This window comes from Brevundimonas sp. CEF1, from assembly GCF_051353055.1.
Taxonomy (GTDB): Bacteria; Pseudomonadota; Alphaproteobacteria; order Caulobacterales; family Caulobacteraceae; genus Brevundimonas.
Genome location: NZ_CP195593.1, coordinates 2,866,609 through 2,887,311, shown reverse-complemented (window position 1 = coordinate 2,887,311; position 20,703 = coordinate 2,866,609). Strand labels below are relative to the sequence as shown.

Here is a 20,703-nt window from a genome sequence, read left to right as displayed (position 1 = left end):
CCGCGTTGTCCTCTCCGGGGTTGGGGCGACCGGAGAGGCGCGGGTTCTTGCTCTTGATCCTCAGAAGGTCTTGCGCAGGCGGATCTGCCAGAAGGTGCGTGGATCAATGAAGCGGGTTTCGACATATTGGACGGGGCGGGCGTCGCGGTCGGCGAAGACGGTGCGGGTGACGTCGAAGTCGTTCCAGATATTGACCTGGCCGCGGATCGACAGGGTCGGCGTCGGCTTGTACTCGGCCCACAGCTCATAATAGTCGGTGCCGCGCCAGCCCGAGATCTGGTCCGGCTGATAGCCCTTCTGTCCCAGCAGGGGGATCCAGGCGCCGCCCCACTGTAGCTTCCATGACGTGATGTCCTGCTGGAAGGTGATGGTCGCCTGGCTGGCGCGCACGTCCGAGATGGGGCGCTTCTCGCCGGTGGTGGGGTCGGTGACCTCGGTCTTGTTCCAGGTGTTGCGGAAGCCGAACTTGCCGCCCGAGACCCCCAGCTTGTCGGTGGGGATGGTCACGTTCAGGACCAGTTGATCCAGCGTGCCGTCGCCGATGTTGCCGACCGCCGCCAGGCCGCCGTCCAGAGGGATCAGGTCAATGGCGTTGCTGATCTCGTCGTGGCGCAGGCCGATGCTGACGATGCCCTCGCCCCAGAAGCGCTTCTCATAGGTGGCCTCGGCGACCCAGCGCGATTCCGGCTCCAGGTTCACATTGCCGCCAAAGACGTTCTCGTCGGCGAACTCGGCCGAGGCGGCGAAGTCGCCGAAGTCCAACTGGCCGACGGTGCGCTCCAGCCGCAGGCGCAGCTGGTTGTTGGGCATGGGCGTCCAGGTGGCCAGGATGCGCGGCTTGGCGAAGAAGAAGCTCTTTTCCTGAGAGGCGTCGCCGGACTGGCTGATGGTGGAGGACTCCAGCCGCAGGCCGCTTTCCAGCGTCCACTTGGGATTGATCCGCCAGGTGGCCTTGCCGAACAGTTCGCCGCGCGTCTCCTCGACCTTGACCGAGGCCGAGGGCAGAGGCACCGCGACGCCGCCGACCGTGTAGGCCTGATCGACCTCAAGCATGTTGTAAGCGATCTCGCCGCCGCCTTCGAAATCCATGGCCGGCGAGCGTTCGTAGCGCACCAGTCCGCGCAGGATGGTCTCGGATGAGTTTCCATCGGCGTTGAACAGTTGCTCGGGCTCATCGACGGCGCCGCTGCGGGTGCGCGAGGTGGAGACAGAGTCGAAATCGCCGAACTCGTGGATGAAGCGGGTCTCGAGCTTCAGTTTCTCGGACAGGGGGCGAGTGTAGACGACGCCGAACTCGCCGCTGTGGCCATCCTCGTCATAGAGGCTCTCGCGCAGGATGTCGGGCGCGGTCTGGCGGTTGATGTTATGCCAGTCGTTGATGCCGTAGCGCGCCGTCAGATCGACCTTGCCGCCCATGAAGGGGGTGGAGAAGTTGCCGCGGATCGAGTTTCCGCCGCCGTAGCCGTCGTTGTAATATTGCTCGTTGCGCAGAATGTTGCCGTTAGCGTCGACGCGCACGACCGGCCCGGCCCCATTGGAATCGCTGGAGGAGATGCCGTCGCTCAGGGTCACGCCCCAGGTGCGGTCGCCGTCGCGGGCCGTGAACTGATAGGAGCCGCCGAACAGGTCCTGACCGCCTTCGAACAGGCTGGCGTTGGCGGTCAGCACATGTTCGCGGCTCGAGGTGGTCTTCAGGATGACGTTGGCGACGACCGAATAGCCCTGCATGTCGATGCCGGGCGCGCCGCCGCGCACCAGCTCGATACGCTCGACCTGGGCGGCGACCGTGCGGCCCAGGACGTTGGAGCCGGTGTCGTTCTTCGACGCGGGGCGCGAGCCGTTGATCAGGATATTGCCGACCGCGCCTTCAAAGCCGCGGGCGCCGTCGCCGTCGTTGACCGAGAAGCCGGGCACGCGGTTGACCATGTCCAGCGCCGTATTGGGACGGGCGTCGGCGAAGAAGTCGGGGGTGAAGACCAGGACGCCCGTGTCGCCGGCCTGTGCCGTCTGGCGCGGGGCCGTCGGCGCGGTCTCGGCGGCCAGGGCCGGCGCGGCGGCGGCGATCGTCAGTGCGGCGGTGGTGGCCAGCAGAATGGTCTTGGTCATGGGTCGTCCTCTCCCTCGGTCGTGAGGAAGGTGTGACGGGGGGGAGCTCAAGTCTCCAGTTACAAGCCGGACAGGTGGATTAAATCGCGGACAGCATTACCGATTAGTCAGATTACAGTCCGGTTAGATACTGTTACGCCAGACGGCATGATGCTCCGTATCCTTGTTCTTTCGTCGCTTGTTCTTGGCCTGTCGCTGGGCGCGCCCGCGCGGGCCCAGGACGCGTCGTCAGAGCCCGTGACCACGGTGGACGAGATCATCGTCAGCGCCCGACGCACGGAGGCGCCGATCTGGCAGGTGACGCGCGGCGACAGCAGCCTGATCCTGGTCGGCGCCGTCAGCGGTGTGCCGCGCGACGTGGAATGGCGGCCCGAGGCCCTGGAGGCGGCGACGCGGCGCTCGCAACGCATCCTGTTTCCGCAGGAGGGCCGGGCCTCGGTCGCCGACGTCTTCCGCCTGATCTGGCGCATTCGCACCGTGGCGAGCCTGCCCCGAGGCACGACGACCGCCGACTATCTGTCGCCGGAGGTTCAGGCGCGGCTGGATGCGGTGATGGCGGATCAGAAGAACGACCGCTGGCGCACCAACAGCCTGATGATCCTCAGCATGGACCTGATGAGCGACAAGGCCGGCTATGAACGCGGCCGCACCCGAAACGCGACCGACGTGATCAAGAAGGTCGCCCGTGACGCCCGCATTCCGGTGCGCCCGGTCGGGACTGTTCGGGGCGATGAGATCGTCGACAGCCTGATCACCGCTCCGCCCGCCACCTATGCGTCCTGCGTGGAGCGCGCCCTGGCGGCCGCCGAGGCCGGACCGGAGGGCGCCGCCGCCCGCATCGAGGACTGGCGCGCCCGCCGCGTGCCCGAGGTCATGGCCCAGCCGCTGGAGCAGGCCCTGGGCCTGTGCTGGCCCTGGGGCGATCCCGAGATCGCGCCCTTGCTGCGCCGCCAGTGGGCCGAGGCCGTGCAGACGGCCCTGGGCGAGCCCGGCGTCACCATGGCCGTGGCCCAGCTGCGCGTCCTGGCCGAACCGGACGGCGTGCTCGATACCCTGCAGGCCCAGGGTTATGAGATCGAAGGCCCGGCGTGGAAGAGCGAGGCGGTTGAGGCCGCGGCCCCTTAAACCGCCGTGCCGCCGACCGTCAGGCCGCCGATCTTGAGGCTGGGCTGGCCGATGCCGACGGGGACGCCCTGGCCAGACTTTCCGCAGGTGCCGACGCCGGGGTCGAAGGCGAAGTCGTCGCCGATCATCTGGATATGGGTCAGTGCCGTGGCGCCGTCGCCGATCAGGGTGGCGCCGCGCACCGGGGCGGTGATCCTGCCGTCCTCGATCAGATAGGCCTCGGTGCACTGGAAGACGAACTTGCCGTTGGTGATGTCCACCTGGCCGCCGCCGAAGTTGGCGGCGTAGAGGCCGCGCTTCGTGCTGGCGATCATGTCGGCTTTCGAATCCTTGCCGCCTTCCATGAAGGTGTTGGTCATGCGCGGCATGGGCATGTGGGCGAAGGACTGGCGCCGCCCGTTGCCGGTGGCGTTCGCGCCCAGCTGACGCGCTGACAGGCGGTCGTGCATCAGGCCGACCATGATGCCGTCTTCGATCAGGACGGTGCGCGAGGTCGGAGTGCCCTCGTCGTCGAACGACAGCGAGCCGCGACGCCCGGCGATGGAACCGTCGTCGACCACGGTCACGCCCGGCGCCGCCACGCGCTGACCCATCTTGCCGCTGAAGACCGAGGAGCCCTTGCGGTGGAAGTCGCCTTCGAAGCCGTGGCCGACCGCTTCGTGCAGCAGGACGCCGGGCCAGCCGGCGCCCAGGACCACGTCCATCTCGCCCGCCGGGCAGTCGATGGCGTCGAGGTTGATCAGGGCCTGGCGCAGGGCCTCGTCGATCTGACCTTGCCAGCGGTCCGGGGCGATCCAGGCCTCGAAGCCCGCGCGGCCGCCGGCGCCGGACGAGGCGCTCTCGCGCTTGCCGTCGCGTTCGACCGTGACCGAGACGTTCAGTCGGACCAGAGGGCGCACGTCGCTGAGCAGCCGGCCGTCGGCGCGCAGGATCTCGACGGCGCGGCGCTCGCCGATGATGGAGGCCGAGACCTGGACCACGCGCGGGTCGCGGGCGCGGGCCCAGGCGTCGATTTCCGACAGCAGTTCGATCTTGTCCGAGAAGCCGGGCGAGGCGAGGGGATCGACCTCGTCATAGAGCTTCTGATTGGTGGCGCGCGGGGCCTCGGCGGCATGACCGGAATAGCCGCGCTTGGCCAGGGCGGCGCTGTCGGCGGCGCGGCGGATGGCGGCGGCGGAAATCTCGTTGGCGTGGGCGTAGCCGGCCGTCTCGCCCGCCACGACGCGCAGGCCGAAGCCCTCTACGGCGTCATAGGATGCGCCCTTCAGCCGCCCGTCGTCGAAGACCAGGGATTCGCTCTCGGTCTTTTCCAGGAACAGCTCGCCGTCGTCCGCGCCGGCCAGGGCCGTCTGCAGGATGGACAGGGCCTCGTCGGGGGCCACGCCGGACGCGTCGAGGATGGGGGAGGGGGAGGCGGCTGCGGTCATGTCCGCTAGATAGGGGCTGCGAGGGCCGACGTCACGGTCTGGACGAATAAAGCCCTCCCCCTCGAGGGGGAGGGTTGGGCGGGGGTGAGGGCAGGCGGTGTGATCGGAGAAGGCAGGAGACGCCGCCTCTCGCGTTTCGATGGTCAGGGCAGCGACCGCAACCCCAACCTCAACCCCAACCCCGACCCTTCCCCCCTCGAGGGGGAAGGGGGCTATCGTGCTGTCAGTCCTGAGTGACGTCGCCGGAGCCGCTGATGTCCTGGCGCAGCTGGGCCGGGCGGCGGGTCAGGCGCACCGTGCCGCTGCCCGAGACATCGACCTCGGCCTTGCCGGTCGGGCCGACCTCGGCGTCGCCGCTGCCGCTGACGCGCAGCTTGGCGTCGGTGACGAACAGCTCTTCCAGTTCGGCGTTGCCGGAACCGGAGATGTCCAGCGTCACGGCCTCGGTCTTGCCCTGGACCTGAACGTCGGAGCCGCCGGTCAGGGCCAGGTCCAGCGTCGGCTGGTCATAGCCGCGGATATTCAGCTGGGTCATGCCCGACAGATCGAAGGCCTTTACCGACGGAGCCTTGATGATGACCTTCAGCACGTCGGTCTCGCTCCAGCCGTGGATGCCGGTGCGGGTCCAGCGGATGTAGCTGCGGTCGCCGCGCGGGGCATCGTCCATGGTCAGGCGGCCGTTGGCGAAGCGGACGCGGTCCACCACGGTCTTGGGGCCGATGATGGTGACGCCCGGCTCGTCCGCCTGCTGGTCGTAGGTGATGTCGGCGGGCAGGTTGATGGCCAGGCGCTGGTCGCCGGTCCAGGCGATGGTGCGGGTCGTGTCCGGCGAGACGGCGCCGCGCTCGATCTTGAAGCTGTCGTCGCCGGCGTCGTCGTCGGTAACCACCCAGGTCCAGTCGTGGCGGGCCAGGTCGCGACCGCCGACAGCAAAGGCGCCGCCGATGCCGACGATGGCCAGGATCAGACCGGCGCCGGAGATGATGAGCAGATTGCGGATCATGTCAGTTCCTCCCTCAGAACCGGATCAGGCTTGCGATTGGGGTTCGAGCGCGGGCTTGACCACGCGATAGTGCAGGCGGGCGTACCAGACGGTGGCGTCGATCAGCCACTTTGTCAGCAGGGCCATCAGGCCGCCCATGAAGAGGCCCAGACCCATCAGGCCGACCCCCAGCAGGGCCGCCGCCAAGGCGCCGCCCGGCACGCCGAGGAAGGGCCCGGCCACCAGGACGAAGCCGCCAGCGACGAAGACCGCGATCCCGCCGATCAGGATCGACAGCACCGTGCCGAAGACCGGCAGGGCGATGGGCAGCAGGATCAGGATGTCGATCGCGCCCAGGCCGAGGATGCCGAAGATGGCTCCGGCGGCGGAGGAGGCGGTCTGTTCCTGTCCCCAGCGCTTGGCGCTGGCCTCGGCCTTCAGTTCGCGGGCCAGACGATCGGGGTCGCCCAGGGCTGCGGCGACCTGCGCCTCGGTGCGGCCGGCGGCGGCGCCGTCGGCGAAGTGGCTTTCATAGTCGGCGACGATTTCGTTCGCCGTGATGGTCGGCAGCCCGACCAGGCCGCGTTGCAGGCGGGCCAGGAATTCGGCGCGGTTCATTATTCAGCTCCCCGTTGAGCGTCTGCGGATTGAGCGGCCGTGGCGGCCGGAGCGGCGAGGGCGGCCGGTTCGACCGGCGCGCCCGCCGCGATGGTTTCACTATGCGGCGCGGTTCCGGCGACCAGGGCGTCGACGGCCTGGGCGAAGGCCCGCCATTCGGCGGTCTGACCTTGCAGAGCGGTGCGGCCTGCCGCCGTCAGGCGGTAGTACTTGCGTGACGGGCCGCTGGGCGATTCGACCAGATAGGTCTCGACCAGACCGTCCGTCTGCATGCGGCGCATGAGCGGATAGATGGTGCCTTCCCCCATGCCGATGGCGTCGGACAGGCGGCTGGCGATCTCGTAGGCGTAGCTGTCGTCGCGGGCCAGCAGGGCCAGCACGCACAATCCCAGCACGCCTTTCTTCAGTTGGATGTCGATGGAGTCGGGCATGGCGTTCCCTTCGTTGATGGCGAATGGGTATCGCAAGGTATCGTGCGCCGCAAGGTAGCTGTCGCTACATGACAGCGAATTAATCCGCCGAACTTTCGCCTCATCCCGTCACTTGAGCGTCTTGATCGCTTGGCAAGCGCTACCCGAGCCGATAAGGACCGGCCTGAAACGCCGAGGTCCGCAAGGGCCCGGGGGTGTTTGCGAATTGCTCGCAAGTATCGGCTGCGAAACGGTTTATGAGGAATCGAATGGGGATGGGCACGCGAGCCATGGCGCGGATCGGAGGCGGTTTCGCCGCGACCGCCCTTGCCGCCTTCGTCGCCGCGCCGGCATGGGCGCAGGATCTGCTGGGTCAACCGACCCCAGGCGGAATTGACCTGCAACCGGCCGCGTCGCCGCTGAAGCACGAGGCGATCTTCTTCCACAATGTGGTGTTGATGCCGGTCATCACGATCATCACCCTGCTGGTGCTGGGCCTGCTGATCTGGATCGCCATCCGCTACAACAAGAAGGCTAATCCGGTTCCGGCCAAGTGGAGCCACAACACGGTCATCGAGGTGATCTGGACCGTGGTGCCGGTGCTGATCCTGGTCGGCATCTCGCTGTTCTCGTTCCGCCTGCTGTTCGCCTACCACGACACGCCGGACGTCGACCTGACGGTCAAGGTCACCGGCAACCAGTGGAACTGGGCCTATGAGTATCCTGATCAGGGCGTGGCCGAGTACATCTCGAACATGACGTCCGAGGACAAGGCCCCGGCCCACCTCTATCGCCTGGCCGCCGACGAGCCGATGGTGGTTCCGGTCGGCAAGACCGTCGAACTGCTGATCACCGCCTCCGACGTGATCCACGCCGTCGCCCTGCCGGCCTTCGGTCTGAAGGTCGACGCCGTTCCGGGCCGTATCAACCACACCTGGTTCAAGGCCGAAAAGACGGGCGTCTACTATGGTCAGTGCTCCGAGCTGTGCGGCGTCGATCACGCCTTCATGCCGATCCAGATCAATGTCGTCACCGAGGCTGAATTCGCCGCCTGGGTCGCCTCCAAGGGCGGCTCCATGACGAAGAAGGCTGACGAAGCCGCCGCTGCCGCCGCAACCGCCGCCGCTCCGGCCGCCGTGATTGACGAGGCCGCAGCTTCGGCCGCCGCCGCCGCCGCTCCGGCCCCGACCGCCGCCGCTCCGGCCCCGACCGCCGCCGCTCCCGCGGCCCCCGCAGCCGCTGCCGCGCCCGCCGCGCCGGCCGCCCAGTAACAGACGCGAGAGCCCAACGATCATGGCCACCGCTGCCGCAACACACGACGATCATCACGATCACAAGCCGGGTTTCTTCACCCGCTGGTTCCTGTCGACGAACCACAAAGACATCGGGATGCTCTACCTGATGTTCGCCATCTTCACCGGTCTGGTGGGCGGCGCCCTGTCGGGCCTGATCCGCTGGGAACTGGCCGAGCCGGGCATCCAGCTGTTCAAGGAAGGCACGATCATCCAGCAACTGGGGATCGTCGAGGCTTCCAAGCACGGCTACAACGTCACGGTCACGGCCCACGCCCTGATCATGGTCTTCTTCGTCGTCATGCCGGCGACCATGGGCGGTTTCGCCAACTACTTCACGCCGATCATGATCGGCGCGCCGGACATGGCCTTCCCGCGCCTGAACAACATCTCCTTCTGGCTGCTGTTCGCCGCCTTCGTCCTGCTGGTCATCTCGATGTTCGTCGACGGCGGCCCGGGCAAGGGCTTCGGCGGCGGCTGGACGGCCTATCCGCCGCTCTCCACCATGGGCCACACGGGGCCGTCGTTCGACCTGGCGATCTTCTCGCTGCACGTCGCCGGCGCCTCGTCGATCCTGGGGGCGATCAACTTCATCACCACCATCTTCAACATGCGCGCGCCGGGCATGACCCTGCACCGCATGCCGCTGTTCGCCTGGGGCGTGTTGATCACGGCCTTCCTGCTGCTGCTGTCGCTGCCGGTTCTGGCGGGCGCCATCACCATGCTGCTGACGGACCGTAACTTCGGCACCAGCTTCTTCGATCCGGCCGGTGGCGGCGATCCGGTGATGTACCAGCACCTGTTCTGGTTCTTCGGTCACCCCGAAGTCTACATCATGATCCTGCCGGGCTTCGGCATCATCTCGCACATCGTCTCGACCTTCTCGAAGAAGCCGATCTTCGGCTACCTCGCCATGGCCTACGCCATGGTCGCCATCGGCTTCATCGGCTTCATCGTGTGGGCGCACCACATGTACACCGTGGGCATGAGCATCAACCTGCGGGCCTACTTCGTGGCCGCGACGATGATCATCGCCGTGCCGACCGGCGTGAAGATCTTTAGCTGGATCGCCACCATGTGGGGCGGCTCCATCACCTTCAAGACGCCCATGCTGTGGGCGATGGGCTTCATCTTCCTGTTCACCCTCGGCGGCGTGACCGGCGTGGTCCTGTCGAACGCCGGCATCGACTACAGCCTGCACGACACCTACTACGTCGTGGCCCACTTCCACTACGTGTTGTCCCTGGGCGCCGTCTTCTCGATCTTCGCCGGTTTCTACTACTGGTTCGAGAAGATGTTCGGCGTGAAGTACAACGAGTTCCTCGGCGCGACCCACTTCTGGATCATGTTCGTCGGCGTGAACCTGGTCTTCTTCCCGCAGCACTTCCTGGGTCTGCAGGGCATGCCGCGTCGTTACATCGACTATCCGGAAGCCTTCACCTACTGGAACCACATCTCGTCGGTCGGCTATCTGATCACCATCGTCGGCGTCGCCGTCTTCCTGGTCATGCTGGCCGAAGCCGCGATCCGTCGTCGCAAGGGCGAGGCCAATCCGTGGGGCGAAGGCGCCACCACCCTGGAGTGGACCCTGTCGTCGCCCCCGCCGCACCACCAGTTCAACGAACTGCCGGTGGTCAAGGCGGACAACCACTGATCCGATCCGGATAACCCTGGAGAGGCCGCCCTTTCGCAACCGGAAGGGCGGCCTTCGGCTTTTTATGACCATGACCGACCGCCAAGCTCCCCTTGTGACCACCGCCCAGCCGGAAGACTTCTTCCAGCTGCTGAAGCCGCGCGTCATGTCGCTGGTGGTCTTTACCGCCGTGACCGGGCTGGTCGTGGCGCCGGGGCATCCCAACCTGCTGCTGGCCGCCATCGCAGTCCTTTGCATCGCCGTAGGGGCGGGGGCTGCTGGCGCGCTGAACATGGCGCTGGAGGGCGAGACCGACGCCCTGATGCGCCGCACGCGTGGACGCCCTGTCGCGGCGGGACGCGTCCGTAAGAATGACGCCATGGCCTTTGGCGTCATCTTGTCGATCTTCTCGGTCATGCTGCTGGGCATGACGACCAACTGGCTGGCCGGCGGTCTGCTGGCCCTGACCATCATCTATTACGCCGGCTTCTACACCCTGCTGCTGAAGCGCAGGACGCCCCAGAACATCGTCATCGGCGGCGCGGCCGGCGCTTTCCCGCCGGTCATCGGCTGGGCGGCGATCACGGGTGACGCGCCATGGCAGGCCTGGCTGCTGTTCGCCATCATCTTCCTGTGGACCCCGCCGCATTCCTGGGCCCTGGCCCTCTATTCGGCCGGCGACTACGCCAAGGCGGGCATTCCGATGATGCCGGTTGCGCGCGGGGCGAAGTCGACCCGTCTGCAAATCCTGATCTACAGCCTGATCTTCGTGCCGGTGGCCATCGCTCCGGCCTTCTTGGGCCTCGGCGGCGTCGTCTATCTGGCGGTGTCGGTGGCCGGAGGCCTGTTCTTTCTGGCTCTGGCCGTCCGCCTGTGGCGCTCGCGCGCCGGCGACCAGCCGGACAAGGCCGAGGCGGTGGGGCGAGAGGCCGCATTGTATGACGTCCGGGCCGAGGCCAAACCGGCCCGCAATCTGTTCGCCTTTTCCATCCTGTATCTGATGGCGCTGTTCTCGGCCCTCCTGGTCGAGCAGCTGCCGGGCCTGGGAGCCTGACCGCGTGACCCGTCCTGATTTTGTCAAGCTGACCGACGAGCAAGTTCAGGCGCGCAAGCGCCGCAACGTGGCCATCGCCCTGGGCCTGGTCGGCTTCATCGTCCTGGTCTTCATCGTCACGGTGACCAACCTTCAGCGCAACACCCAGGCGCGCAAGGCGGCCGAGGCCGCCGCCGCCGCGACGCTGGAACGCGCCGACCCGGCCCTGCCGGCGCTGGAGGCCCCGGTCGCGGAGCCGGCCCGGTGAAGGACCGCAAGAACCTCGTCGCCCTGATCTGCGCGGCCGTGGTCATGGGCATGACCGGCGCCGCCTTCGCCGCCGTGCCGCTGTATCGTCTCTTTTGTCAGGTGACCGGCTTTGACGGCACGGTGAAGAAGGCCGAGGCCGCCCCGACCCAGATCCTGGACCAGAGCGTCCTGATCCGCTTCGACACCAACGTCCGCAACCTGCCGATGGAGTTCAAGGCCGAACAGGTCAGCCAAAGGGTGCGAATCGGCGAAACCGGCATGGCCTATTTCAAGGTGACCAACACCTCGGATCAACCGATCCACGCCACGGCCGCCTACAACGTCGTGCCGGAACGCGCCGGTCCCTATTTCCAGAAGCTGCAGTGCTTCTGCTTCGAGGGGCAGGAAATCGGCCCTGGCGAGACCAAGGAATTCCCGGTTCAGTATTTCGTCGCGCCCGAAATCGCGACCGACGCCGAGTCCAAGGGCGTGCGTGAAATCACGCTCAGCTACACCTTCTTCCCCACCAAAGGGTTCCAGCAGGCCGCTTCCGGTCAATCCGCTACTGGCAAAGCCGGATAGCGGAGGCTATAGCCCCTGTAAGAACGATCTCTCGCCTTAATTCAGAGACCCTGGAATGGCCGACGCGCACGCGAAACCGCATCACGACTATCACCTGGTGGACCCGAGCCCCTGGCCGCTGATCTCGTCCATGGCCTGCGTGGTCATGTTCGTGGGCGCGGTCATCTGGATGAAGGGCCTGTTCGGCCTTGAAGCCGGCACCAAGTACGTCTTCTTCGCCGGTCTGGCGGGCGTCCTCTACGCCATGTACGGCTGGTGGTCTGACGTCATCAAGGAATCGAAGAAGGGCGACCATACCCCGGTCGTCTCGATCGGCCTGCGCTACGGCATGATCCTGTTCATCGCTTCGGAAGTGATGTTCTTCGTCGCCTTCTTCTGGATGTTCTTCGACATGGCGCTCTTCACCGAGTCGCGCGCCCTGACCCCGGAAGTCGGCAACTGGATGGATACCGCCGCCGCCTGGAAGACCTGGCCGCCCAAGGGCGTCGAGCTGCTGGACCCCTGGGGCCTGCCGCTGCTGAACACGGTCATCCTGCTGTTGTCGGGCACGACCGTCACCTGGGCGCACCACGCGCTGCAGGTCGGCGACCGCAAGGCCGCCAAGCTGGGTCTGCTGATCACCGTCCTGCTGGGCGTGCTGTTCACCGGCGTTCAGGCCTATGAGTATCATCACATCCTGCACGAGGGTTACTTCTTCAACGAAGCCGCGACCCACTCGAAGCTCTATGGTTCGGTCTTCTTCCTGACGACGGGCTTCCACGGCTTCCACGTCCTGATCGGCACCATCTTCCTGGCCGTCTGCCTGCTGCGTCTGCAAGCCGGTCAGATGACGCCGCAGAAGCACTTCGGCTTCGAGGCCGCCGCCTGGTACTGGCACTTCGTCGACGTGGTCTGGCTCTTCCTGTTCGCCTTCGTCTACGTCACCTTCGGGTGAGGACGACGGAGCCAGGCTCTGCACTTGAAACGGCGCGGGACGAGCAGTCCCGCGCCGCTTTGCTTGGCGGGCAGGCGATCCGGGCGGGTCTGTCCGGCCGTTGCCCGAACTGCGGCGACGGCCCCTTGTTCCAGGGCTTCCTGAAGGTCCGTCCGACCTGCGAGGCCTGCGGCTACGACCTAGCCTCGGTCGAGACCGGCGACGGCGCCGCCACCTTCATCATGCAGATCGCCGGATTCATCGTCGGCTTCTCGGCCCTGGCGGTCGAGATCGCCTGGCGTCCGCCTCTCTGGCTGCATCTGATCGTCTGGCTGCCGCTGGTCGCCGCCCTGGCCCTGGGCTTGATGCGGCCCGGCAAGGGGTTGATGACCGCCCTGCAGATGCTGAGAACCCGAGATCCGAAATGACCGCTGTCGCCCGTCCGCGTTTCCCCCTCATCCTGACCATCCTCGCGGTCGTCCAGCTGGGCGTCCTGCTGGCGCTCGGCGTCTGGCAGGTCCAGCGCATGCAGTGGAAGGAGGGCCTGATCGCCGGGGCCGAGGCCGCCGCGGAGTTGCCGCCCGTCCCCTTGGCCGAGGCTCTGAAGGCCGAGAACCCCGAGTTCCGCCGCGTGATCCTGACCTGTCGTGGCCTGGGCGCGGCGCCCTTCGTCGAACTTCAATCCATCGAAGACCGCGACGCGGGCGTGCGTCTGGTCTCGGCCTGCCGCCCTGAAGGGGAGGAGGGCGCGCCGACCCTGCTGGTCGATCGCGGCTTCGTCTCCGCCGAAATTTCGAGCCGTCCGTCGGTGAACGCCGCCGACGCCATGCCCGTGGTCATCACCGGCGTCCTGCGCCGCGCGCCGGCGCCCAGCCGCCTGACCCCGCCGCCGGCCGAAGGCCGCTTCTATGGCCGCGACGCCGAGGCCATGGCCCGCGCCCTGAAGGTCGAGGGGCCGATCTCGCCTTTCACCGTCTTCGCCACGACCTCGACCAATCCCGGCTGGCAGGCGCTGAAGCCCTCGGCTCCGCCGGCCGCCTTCACCAACAACCACCTGGGATACGCCCTGACCTGGTTCGGTCTCGCCGTCGCCCTGATCGCCTTCTATGCGGTGCTGCTGCGCCGCCGCCTGACCCGCAAGGACACCGCATCCTGACCGCTCGCCTTCACACCCTGTCCAACGGCGTCCGCGTCGTCTGCGACCCCATGCCCGGTCTGCGGACCTTCGCCCTGACCGTCGCCGTGCGTGGCGGAGCGCGTATGGAGGACGAGGCCCGCTCCGGCTGGTCGCACCTGCTGGAGCATCTGGTGTTCAAGGGCGCCGGCGACATGGGCGCGCGGGACATCGTCGAGCGCATCGAGGCCGAGGGCGGCTCGATCAACGCCGCCACCGGCTATGAGCGCACCAGCTTTGAGATCCGCGCCCTGCACGGCTCGCTGTCCCTGGCCATGCAGGTGGTGTCGGACCTCGTCTTCCGTCCCACGCTCGATCCCGTCGAGATCGTCCGCGAGAAGGACGTCGTGGCCCAGGAGATCGCCGAGGCCTTCGACACTCCGGACGACCACGTCTTCGAGATGGCCCAGACCCAGGCCTACGCCGGGCAGTCGCTGGGCCGTCCGATCCTCGGCACGGTCGACAGCCTGAAGGCGGCCGACCGCGCCGCCGTCGCCGATTGGCGCGCCCGGCTCTATTCGCCGGACCGCATGGTCGTCGCCGTGTCGGGGGCGGTGGACGAGAATGAACTGCTGGCCCTGGCCGAGCGCTGGTTCGGTCAGGAGGCGACGACCCCGGTCGAGGTCCTGGCGCCCGCCGTCTTCGTCGGCGGCGAGGCCCGGCTGACCCGCAAGATCGAACAGGCCAACCTGGTCTTCCAGTTGCCGTCCATGGGGGCGTTGGACCCGCGTCTGCCGGCGCTGCGGCTGTTCACCGAAATCCTGGGTGGGGGCATGGCGTCTCGCCTGTTCCAGAGCGCGCGTGAGGACCGGGGTCTGGCCTACGCCATCGACGCCTATCAGGAGGCCTATGAGGACGCCGGCCTTCTCGGCATCTACGCCGGGGCCGCCGCCGACCGCGCCGTCGAGCTGGCCGAGGTCAGCGCCGCCGAACTGCTGGACCTGGCCGAAAAAGGCCCGACCGACGCCGAGCTGTCACGGGCCAAGGCCGTGCTGAACGCGACCCTTTGGATGGCCGATGAAAGCCCCGCCAGCCGCGCGGGCCGCAACGCCGCCCAGACGCTGATCTTTGGCGCACCGGTCCTGTCGGAGGACAGCGCCGCTCGCATCCTGGCCCAGACCAGCGACGACCTGCGGGCCGTCGGACGGTCCCTGATCGAAGCCGACCGATCGGCGACGGCGGTCCTGGGGCCCAAGGCGGCAGGATCGGCGGGCGCGGCCTTTTCAGCGCGACTGAAGCTGGGCGGCTAAGTCGTGTCTGGCGTCAGCGACGCATCAAGGTAATCTGGACGGATGGCCCTGTTCGACTGGATGGCCGAGGCGACCGGACCGGTCCTGCGCGGACAGGGGGTCCTGCTGCGCCCGCCCCGTCCCTCGGATCATGCGGAATGGGCCGAATTGCGCGGCGGATCGCGCGATTATCTGCAGCCGTGGGAGCCGGCCTGGGCCGAGGACGACCTGACCCGCTCAGCCTTTCGTCGCCGTCTGGGGGTCTATGCCCGCGAAATGGAGCTGGGCACGGCCTGGCCCCTGTTCGTTTTCGATCCCGAGGAAGAACGGCTGATGGGGGCCATCACCCTGTCCAATATCCGGCGTGGCGTGGCCGAGACCGGCACGCTCGGTTACTGGATCGGCCAGCCCTATGCGGGGCAGGGCGCGGGCACGGCGGCGGCGCTGGCCATGCTGGGTTTCGCCTTCGGGGCGCTGAAGCTGCACCGGGTCGAAGCCGCCTGCGTCCCGACCAACCAGGCTTCGCGCCGGGTTCTGGAAAAGGCGGGCTTTCGGCATGAAGGACTGGCGAAGGCTTATTTGAAAATTAACGGCGCATGGGCAGATCATCTTCTGTTCGGCGTCATCGAGGACGAGTTCGTCCCGGACCCGGCCGTGTCCAGTTCTTACACCCGGGATTCGCTTTGAATACACGATCCAGAGCGCTGGCCTGGGACCCGACGACGGCGATCGAGGCGCTGGCCGCCGCGGACGCCGCCCTTTGGATCTGGACCCCCGCCGACGACCAGATTCGCTTTACCGGGGCCACGCGTTCGCTCGGCCTTGGCCCCTTGGCGCCGGAGTGCTCGGGCGCGGCCTTCGCCGCCCTGGCCATGCCGCAGGACCGCGCTCTGGCCGATCGTCTGCTTAAGCCTCAGGCCGAGGGCACCGAGATCGCCGTGCGGCTGCGTATGCGCGGCTGCGAGACCTGCCTGTGGCGCGGCGTCTGGCTGGAAGACGGTCTGCGCGCGGCGGGCGTTGTGGCGCTGGAGACCAAGTTCGCCGGCGCCGACCGTGATGTCCTCACGGGTCTTCTGGACCGCCGCACCTTCCTGGTTCGCGTGGCCGAGACCCTGGCCCAGCCGGGCGACTATGAGCTGGTGGTGGCCGACGTGGATCGCCTGCGCCGCCTCAACGAGGCCCTGGGCCATGAACGCGCCGACCTGGTGCTGTCGGCCCTCGGCTCGCGTCTGTCCGGCGCCTTTTCCCAGGACTGCTCGCCGGCCCGCATCGGCGAGGACGAATTCGCCGTCCTGGCCCCGCGCGGCGCCACCAGCGCCAGCGAACGCATGCGCGAGGCGCTGGAACAGCCGCTGCGCGTCGCCGGCTTCGACATCTATCCGACCGTCTCCATCGGCGCAGTGGCCGCCGAAGGCGGGCCGGACGCCCCCGATCCGGCCGAGCTGCTGCGCCGGGTCGAGCTGGCGGTGGAGCAGGCCAAGACGGCGGGGCGCGGCGGGGCGGCCGCCTATGGTCGCGCGCTGGAGACCGACAGCCTGTCGCGCCTGGCGCTGGAATCGGACCTGCGAAACGCCTTCGTGCGCGGCGAGATCGAGCCCTTCTATCAGCCCATCGTCAATCTGAAGACCGGCGCCGTCGCGGGCTTCGAGGCCCTGGTGCGCTGGCGCCACCCGCAGCGCGGTCTGGTGCCGCCGGACGAGTTCCTGACCCTGGCCGATGAAATGGGCCTGATGAACGAGCTGGGTCTGCTGATGATGACCCAGGCCTCGCGGCAATTGGCCGAGTGGCTGCATCGCCATCCTGGCGCGGGCAAGCTGTTCTGCAGCGTCAACCTGTCGGTCGGCGAGATCGAGCGCGAGCATCTGGTCGAGGACGTGGCCCGCATCATTCAGGAGACCGGCCTGCCGCGCGGCGCGCTGAAGCTGGAGGTCACCGAGGGCGACATCATGCGCGACACCGCCCATGCCGCCGAGGTCCTGACTCAGTTGCGCGAGGCGGGCGCCAGCCTGGCGCTGGACGACTTCGGCACCGGCTTCTCGTCCCTGTCCTATCTGGCGCGTCTGCCCTTCGACACGCTGAAGATCGATCGGTATTTCGTTCTGACGATGAACAAGGACGAGGGTTCGGCCAAGATCGTCAAATCGGTCGTCAACCTGGGTCGCGACCTGTCGCTGGAAGTCGTGGCCGAGGGTGTGGAGAACGCCGAACTGGCGGGCCTGCTGCTGGAGGCCAGCTGCCACTACGGCCAGGGCTTTGGCTATGCTCCCGCCCTGCCGGCTCAGGAGGCCGAGGTCTATCTGAACGAGTCTCTGGCGGACGGCTCCGCCCCGATCAAGGCGCGCTCGGCGTAAGTCGCTTCAGGCCCGCCCGCTCTGGGCTGAGAGGCGGGCGGCGTCGACGCCCAGGCCGGCCAGGGCGCGCGCCCACTTGGTCTGATAGTCGGCGTCGAAGATCAGTTCGGGATCGGCGTCAGCGGTCAGCCAGACGTTTTCGCCCAGTTCTTCCTCCAACTGACCCTCGCCCCAGCCGGCGTAGCCCAGCAGCAGGATCGACTGGCGCGGTCCGTCTTCAGGGTCGCCCATGGCGGCCAGGGCGTCGCGGGTGCCGGTCACGGCCAGGCCGTCGCCGAAGGTCAGGCTCACATCGTCGTTGGTCCAGTCGTCGGTGTGCAGGACAAAGCCGCGCTCGCGCTCCACCGGGCCGCCGATCAGCACCGAGCGGTCCGACATGGCGTCGGTGACGGGGGTGTCCAGCTTCTTCAGCACTTCGGACAGGGTGACGCCCGGCGCGGGCTGGTCCAGCCGCAGCCCCATGGCGTGTTCGTCGTCGTGGGCGCAGACCAGGATGACGGCGTGGCGGAAGCGGTCGTCGTCGATGCCGGGCATGGCCACCAGAAGACGCCCGGTCAGGGAGGAGAAGGCGGTCATGCCCCTATCATCGGGGGCGGGAGGGTCCCGCGCAAGACATGACGCGTGAGGCGGGGAACGAAGCCCGCTTGGCGATCCTTGCTTGCGTCTCTATCTGACGTTTGAACGCCGCCCGGATTCCCCGGGCCCTTCAGCCCGGAGACCCCCATGACCATCCAGATCGGCGACCGCATCCCCGACGCGACCCTGACCACCATGACCGCCGACGGCCCCAAGCCGGTCACCACGGCTGAACTATTCGGCGGCAAGACGGTCGCCCTGTTCGCCGTTCCCGGCGCCTTCACCCCGACCTGCTCGGCGCGCCACCTGCCGGGCTATGTCGACAACCGCGCCGAACTGACCGCCAAGGGCGTGGACGCCGTGGCCTGCCTGTCGGTCAACGACGCCTTCGTCATGGGCGCCTGGGCTCAGGCCAACGACCTGAACGGCACGGACGACATCATCATGCTGGCCGACGGCAACGGCGACTTCACCCGCAACGTCGGCCTGGCCCTGGACGCCAAGGGCTTCGGCATGGGCGAGCGTTCGCAGCGCTATTCCATGCTGGTCAAGGACGGCGTGGTGGATCAGTTGAACATCGAACAGGGCGGCGAGTTCAAGGTGTCCTCGGCCGAGCACCTGCTGGCCCAGCTCTGATGCTGACCGTCATGGTCTGAGCCATGACGGACGTCTTCACCCCGGAAAAACGCAGCGCGGTCATGCGTCGGGTGAAGGGGCGCGACACCGCGCCCGAGCTCAAGGTCCGGCGGATGCTGCGCGCCGCCGGGATCGGTTACCGTCTGGGCGGCTGCGGCCTGCCCGGACGGCCCGACGTGGTGATGAAGGGGCGCAAGGTCGCTCTGTTCGTTCACGGCTGTTTCTGGCACGGCCACGACTGCCCGCGCGGGGCGCGAAAACCCCAAGCCAACGCCGACTACTGGATCGCCAAGATCAACAGGAACCGGGCGCGCGACGCCCGTGTCGCGGCGGAGCTGTCCGCCGCCGGCTGGCGCGTGGTGACGGTGTGGGAATGCCGCCTGCGGGACCCCGGCCTGGCCGATGACCTTTTAGCCGAGATCGAAGGGGGTCAGGCCGCCGCGCTCTCGGCGACGACAGCGGCCTCTTCCAGCACCTGAGACAGGGCGCCCAGCAGCGAGCCAGGGGTCAGGGGCTTGGAGACGAAGTAGTTCATTCCGGCGGCGGTGCAGGCGGCGATGTCTTCCGGCGCGGTGTCGGCGGTGACCGCGATGACCGGCACGGCGGCGTTCAGCCCGCCCCCGGCGCGCAGGCGACGCGTGGTTTCGCGTCCGTCCAGTTCCGGCATCCGCACATCCATGAAGACGACATCGAACGCTGTCCGATTGCAGGCCTCCAGCGCGGCCAGACCGTCCTCGGCCATGGCGATTTCGCAATCGACCGATTGCAGGATCAACTGGATGGCGCGGCGGTTGATGGCGTGATCATCGACCACGAGAACCCGCAAGGGGCGTTCGTCGAATGACGCGTCCTCGACCGGCGGCGGCGTTTCGACAACCTGGGGCTCCGGCTGGGGCGAGAGCGGCGTCGGGCGCGACAGGGCCTTGGCGACCAGGCCGCGGGCCTCGGGCGTCAGGGCGGTCTGGATGTCCTCGCCCGCTCCACGCGGCAGAACCAGTGAAATCGTGAAGACGGCGCCCTGGCCGGGCGCGCTGCGCACGGTCAGCCGGCCGCCCATCAACTCGGTCAGGTCGCGGCTGATCGCCAGCCCTAGGCCAGATCCGCCGTAGAGGGCGGCGACGCCGTCCGTCGTCTGATCGAAGGGGGTGAAGAGGCGCGCCAACTGTTCCGCGCCCATGCCGGGACCGGTGTCGGCCACATTGATCAGCAGAACATGGGCGCCATGCTCGTCGGGCCAGGACTGAAGGCCCAGGGTGATCGACCCGGTCTCGGTGAACTTCATGGCGTTGGAGATCAGGTTGTTCAGGACCTGGCGCAGCCGCATGGCGTCGCCGCGAACCATTCCAGGCAGGGTGCGCGCGCCTTCCATCCGCAGGCGCAGACCCTTGGCTCTGGCGGGGCCGGCCCACAGGCGGGCCGTCTGCGACAGCAGCAGGCGCAGGTCGAAATCCCGGCTCTCGACATTCATCCGCCCGGCGTCCAGGCGGGCGTGGTCCAGCAGATCGTCGAGCAGGTCCTTCATCATCAGACCGGCGTCGGTGATCAGGGCGACCTGTTGACGAGACGATGACCCCGTCTTGTCGCCGCGGTCCAGCTCTGCGGCGCCGGTCAGGATGGCGCTGATCGGGGTGCGCAGGTCGTGGGCGACGGCGGCCAGGAAGGCGCTGCGGCTGGCCATGGCGGCCTCGGCCTCGGCGCGTTTGCGGTCTGCCTCGATCCGGGCCTCGGTCTCGGCGCGGTTCGCGCGGAACAGGTGGCGCCGCGTGTTCAGACAGAAGACGGTGTAGGACAGGATGGCCACCGACACGGCGGTCACGATGTGCGGGGCGGCGCCCATCCGGGCCATGAACAGGGGCGTGAGGGCGAAGATCGCCAGCTGAGGCAGGACGGTGCAGGCGAAGATTCGCATCGACCCTGCGGACATGATGACCGAGTTGATCATGCCGGCGGACAATAGGACCGAGGCCGCGACGCCGCCCATGGCCCCGCCGACGACCCACAGGGGCACGGCCATGACGCCGAAGAAGCCGGCGTTCAGGATCAGCACGAGATCGCCATAGACGCCGCGCCAACCGGTCGGCTCCGTCACCTCGCCGGAGACGACCGGGCGAAAGACCTCGGCCTCCAGAAACTGGATCAGGGTGTAGAGCACCAGCCAGATGGCGCTGAAGCGCCAGCCCAGCATGGGGCTGAACACCAGCGCGGTCGCCGCCCCCATGACGATGCGTTGCAGCATCGCCTTGCGGCGTTGGCGGATTGCGGGCGCCCAGATGGTGGGGGCGTCGGCGGCGGTTTGCGTCATGCGACTTTCCGAGCAGGCGATTTCGCCCATCGAAGCCATGATGCCGTCGCTTGCCCTAATGCTCC

20 protein-coding genes and 1 pseudogene are annotated in these 20,703 nt (G+C 67.8%); 14 read left to right on the top strand and 7 right to left on the bottom strand.

The genetic code is table 11. From position 1 onward, the window contains the following. Positions 1–60 precede the first annotated feature (60 nt). Positions 61–2,106, bottom strand: coding sequence for a TonB-dependent receptor plug domain-containing protein (locus ACR9FL_RS14590; RefSeq protein ID WP_436356101.1), 2,046 nt, complete (start codon positions 2,104–2,106; stop codon positions 61–63). A gap of 147 nt (positions 2,107–2,253) precedes the next feature. Here ACR9FL_RS14590 and ACR9FL_RS14585 point away from each other — a divergent pair, with 147 nt between their 5' ends. Beyond that, complete coding sequence (locus tag ACR9FL_RS14585) at positions 2,254–3,231, top strand: TraB/GumN family protein (protein ID WP_436356100.1); 978 nt, start codon at positions 2,254–2,256, stop codon at positions 3,229–3,231. On the opposite strand, the gene tldD is transcribed toward ACR9FL_RS14585, so the two are convergent. The 4 genes and pseudogenes from tldD to ACR9FL_RS14565 form a co-directional block, all read right to left on the bottom strand. Then, the gene (gene tldD, locus ACR9FL_RS14580; protein WP_436356099.1) at positions 3,228–4,658 is read right to left on the bottom strand and encodes a metalloprotease TldD; all 1,431 of its coding nucleotides are present in this window, start codon (positions 4,656–4,658) and stop codon (positions 3,228–3,230) included. The genes ACR9FL_RS14585 and tldD overlap by 4 nt on opposite strands. Positions 4,659–4,881: 223 nt before the next feature. Next, positions 4,882–5,661, bottom strand: coding sequence for a GIN domain-containing protein (locus ACR9FL_RS14575; protein ID WP_436356098.1), 780 nt, complete (start codon positions 5,659–5,661; stop codon positions 4,882–4,884). A gap of 24 nt (positions 5,662–5,685) precedes the next feature. After that, entirely contained in the window at positions 5,686–6,258 is a 573-nt protein-coding gene (locus ACR9FL_RS14570) for a DUF1700 domain-containing protein (RefSeq protein WP_436356097.1), read from the bottom strand. Between the two features lie 107 nt (positions 6,259–6,365). Beyond that, positions 6,366–6,689 (bottom strand): annotated as a pseudogene (locus ACR9FL_RS14565) (PadR family transcriptional regulator); the annotation flags it as partial. 248 nt (positions 6,690–6,937) lie between these two features. Here ACR9FL_RS14565 and coxB point away from each other — a divergent pair. From coxB to ACR9FL_RS14510, 11 genes are all read left to right on the top strand, one after another. Next, positions 6,938–7,939 (top strand): cytochrome c oxidase subunit II, encoded by a 1,002-nt coding sequence (coxB, locus tag ACR9FL_RS14560; RefSeq protein ID WP_436356096.1) that lies wholly within the window; start codon positions 6,938–6,940, stop codon positions 7,937–7,939. 22 nt (positions 7,940–7,961) lie between these two features. Beyond that, positions 7,962–9,614, top strand: coding sequence for a cytochrome c oxidase subunit I (gene ctaD / locus ACR9FL_RS14555; RefSeq protein WP_312065812.1), 1,653 nt, complete (start codon positions 7,962–7,964; stop codon positions 9,612–9,614). Between the two features lie 64 nt (positions 9,615–9,678). Then, positions 9,679–10,647, top strand: a complete 969-nt coding sequence (locus ACR9FL_RS14550; RefSeq protein ID WP_436356095.1) for a heme o synthase — start codon at positions 9,679–9,681, stop codon at positions 10,645–10,647. A gap of 4 nt (positions 10,648–10,651) precedes the next feature. Next, positions 10,652–10,894, top strand: a complete 243-nt coding sequence (locus tag ACR9FL_RS14545) for a hypothetical protein (protein WP_436356094.1) — start codon at positions 10,652–10,654, stop codon at positions 10,892–10,894. 44 nt (positions 10,895–10,938) lie between these two features. Then, positions 10,939–11,457, top strand: a complete 519-nt coding sequence (locus ACR9FL_RS14540) for a cytochrome c oxidase assembly protein (RefSeq protein ID WP_436358165.1) — start codon at positions 10,939–10,941, stop codon at positions 11,455–11,457. Positions 11,458–11,512: 55 nt separating this feature from the next. After that, on the top strand, positions 11,513–12,391 hold the full coding sequence (locus ACR9FL_RS14535; RefSeq protein WP_436356093.1) for a cytochrome c oxidase subunit 3: 879 nt from the start codon (positions 11,513–11,515) through the stop codon (positions 12,389–12,391). A gap of 59 nt (positions 12,392–12,450) precedes the next feature. After that, a complete protein-coding gene (locus ACR9FL_RS14530; RefSeq protein ID WP_354090296.1) occupies positions 12,451–12,798 on the top strand; it encodes a DUF983 domain-containing protein in 348 nt (115 codons plus the stop codon). Then, entirely contained in the window at positions 12,795–13,526 is a 732-nt protein-coding gene (locus ACR9FL_RS14525) for an SURF1 family protein (RefSeq protein ID WP_436356092.1), read from the top strand. Before ACR9FL_RS14530 ends, ACR9FL_RS14525 begins: the two co-directional genes overlap by 4 nt. Positions 13,527–13,576: 50 nt before the next feature. Continuing rightward, complete coding sequence (locus ACR9FL_RS14520) at positions 13,577–14,794, top strand: M16 family metallopeptidase (RefSeq protein ID WP_436356091.1); 1,218 nt, start codon at positions 13,577–13,579, stop codon at positions 14,792–14,794. Between the two features lie 42 nt (positions 14,795–14,836). Beyond that, positions 14,837–15,460, top strand: a complete 624-nt coding sequence (locus ACR9FL_RS14515) for a GNAT family N-acetyltransferase (protein ID WP_436356090.1) — start codon at positions 14,837–14,839, stop codon at positions 15,458–15,460. Continuing rightward, entirely contained in the window at positions 15,457–17,124 is a 1,668-nt protein-coding gene (locus tag ACR9FL_RS14510) for a putative bifunctional diguanylate cyclase/phosphodiesterase (RefSeq protein WP_436356089.1), read from the top strand. The genes ACR9FL_RS14515 and ACR9FL_RS14510 overlap by 4 nt, the downstream gene beginning before the upstream one ends. A gap of 6 nt (positions 17,125–17,130) precedes the next feature. Here ACR9FL_RS14510 and ACR9FL_RS14505 read toward each other — a convergent pair whose 3' ends face one another. After that, on the bottom strand, positions 17,131–17,700 hold the full coding sequence (locus ACR9FL_RS14505) for a YqgE/AlgH family protein (RefSeq protein ID WP_436356088.1): 570 nt from the start codon (positions 17,698–17,700) through the stop codon (positions 17,131–17,133). Between the two features lie 147 nt (positions 17,701–17,847). On the opposite strand from ACR9FL_RS14505, the gene ACR9FL_RS14500 reads away from it, so the two are divergent. Both ACR9FL_RS14500 and ACR9FL_RS14495 read left to right on the top strand, forming a co-directional pair. Next, positions 17,848–18,336: a peroxiredoxin gene (locus tag ACR9FL_RS14500; RefSeq protein WP_296174490.1), complete on the top strand. Its 489-nt coding sequence runs from the start codon at positions 17,848–17,850 to the stop codon at positions 18,334–18,336. Between the two features lie 23 nt (positions 18,337–18,359). Beyond that, positions 18,360–18,815, top strand: a complete 456-nt coding sequence (locus ACR9FL_RS14495) for a very short patch repair endonuclease (protein ID WP_296174492.1) — start codon at positions 18,360–18,362, stop codon at positions 18,813–18,815. Here ACR9FL_RS14495 and ACR9FL_RS14490 read toward each other — a convergent pair. Further along, entirely contained in the window at positions 18,767–20,638 is a 1,872-nt protein-coding gene (locus tag ACR9FL_RS14490) for an ATP-binding protein (protein WP_436356087.1), read from the bottom strand. The two genes, ACR9FL_RS14495 and ACR9FL_RS14490, sit on opposite strands and share 49 nt — an antisense overlap. Positions 20,639–20,703 lie beyond the last annotated feature (65 nt).

Coding starts and splice junctions, on each gene's coding strand:
- ACR9FL_RS14590 (WP_436356101.1), bottom strand. CDS start 2,106: ATGACCAAGACCATTCTGCTGGCCACCACCGCCGCACTGACGATCGCC.
- ACR9FL_RS14585 (WP_436356100.1), top strand. CDS start 2,254: ATGATGCTCCGTATCCTTGTTCTTTCGTCGCTTGTTCTTGGCCTGTCG.
- tldD (WP_436356099.1), bottom strand. CDS start 4,658: ATGACCGCAGCCGCCTCCCCCTCCCCCATCCTCGACGCGTCCGGCGTG.
- ACR9FL_RS14575 (WP_436356098.1), bottom strand. CDS start 5,661: ATGATCCGCAATCTGCTCATCATCTCCGGCGCCGGTCTGATCCTGGCC.
- ACR9FL_RS14570 (WP_436356097.1), bottom strand. CDS start 6,258: ATGAACCGCGCCGAATTCCTGGCCCGCCTGCAACGCGGCCTGGTCGGG.
- coxB (WP_436356096.1), top strand. CDS start 6,938: ATGGGGATGGGCACGCGAGCCATGGCGCGGATCGGAGGCGGTTTCGCC.
- ctaD (WP_312065812.1), top strand. CDS start 7,962: ATGGCCACCGCTGCCGCAACACACGACGATCATCACGATCACAAGCCG.
- ACR9FL_RS14550 (WP_436356095.1), top strand. CDS start 9,679: ATGACCATGACCGACCGCCAAGCTCCCCTTGTGACCACCGCCCAGCCG.
- ACR9FL_RS14540 (WP_436358165.1), top strand. CDS start 10,939: ATGGGCATGACCGGCGCCGCCTTCGCCGCCGTGCCGCTGTATCGTCTC.
- ACR9FL_RS14535 (WP_436356093.1), top strand. CDS start 11,513: ATGGCCGACGCGCACGCGAAACCGCATCACGACTATCACCTGGTGGAC.
- ACR9FL_RS14525 (WP_436356092.1), top strand. CDS start 12,795: ATGACCGCTGTCGCCCGTCCGCGTTTCCCCCTCATCCTGACCATCCTC.
- ACR9FL_RS14520 (WP_436356091.1), top strand. CDS start 13,577: ATGCCCGGTCTGCGGACCTTCGCCCTGACCGTCGCCGTGCGTGGCGGA.
- ACR9FL_RS14515 (WP_436356090.1), top strand. CDS start 14,837: ATGGCCCTGTTCGACTGGATGGCCGAGGCGACCGGACCGGTCCTGCGC.
- ACR9FL_RS14505 (WP_436356088.1), bottom strand. CDS start 17,700: ATGACCGCCTTCTCCTCCCTGACCGGGCGTCTTCTGGTGGCCATGCCC.
- ACR9FL_RS14500 (WP_296174490.1), top strand. CDS start 17,848: ATGACCATCCAGATCGGCGACCGCATCCCCGACGCGACCCTGACCACC.
- ACR9FL_RS14495 (WP_296174492.1), top strand. CDS start 18,360: ATGACGGACGTCTTCACCCCGGAAAAACGCAGCGCGGTCATGCGTCGG.
- ACR9FL_RS14490 (WP_436356087.1), bottom strand. CDS start 20,638: ATGACGCAAACCGCCGCCGACGCCCCCACCATCTGGGCGCCCGCAATC.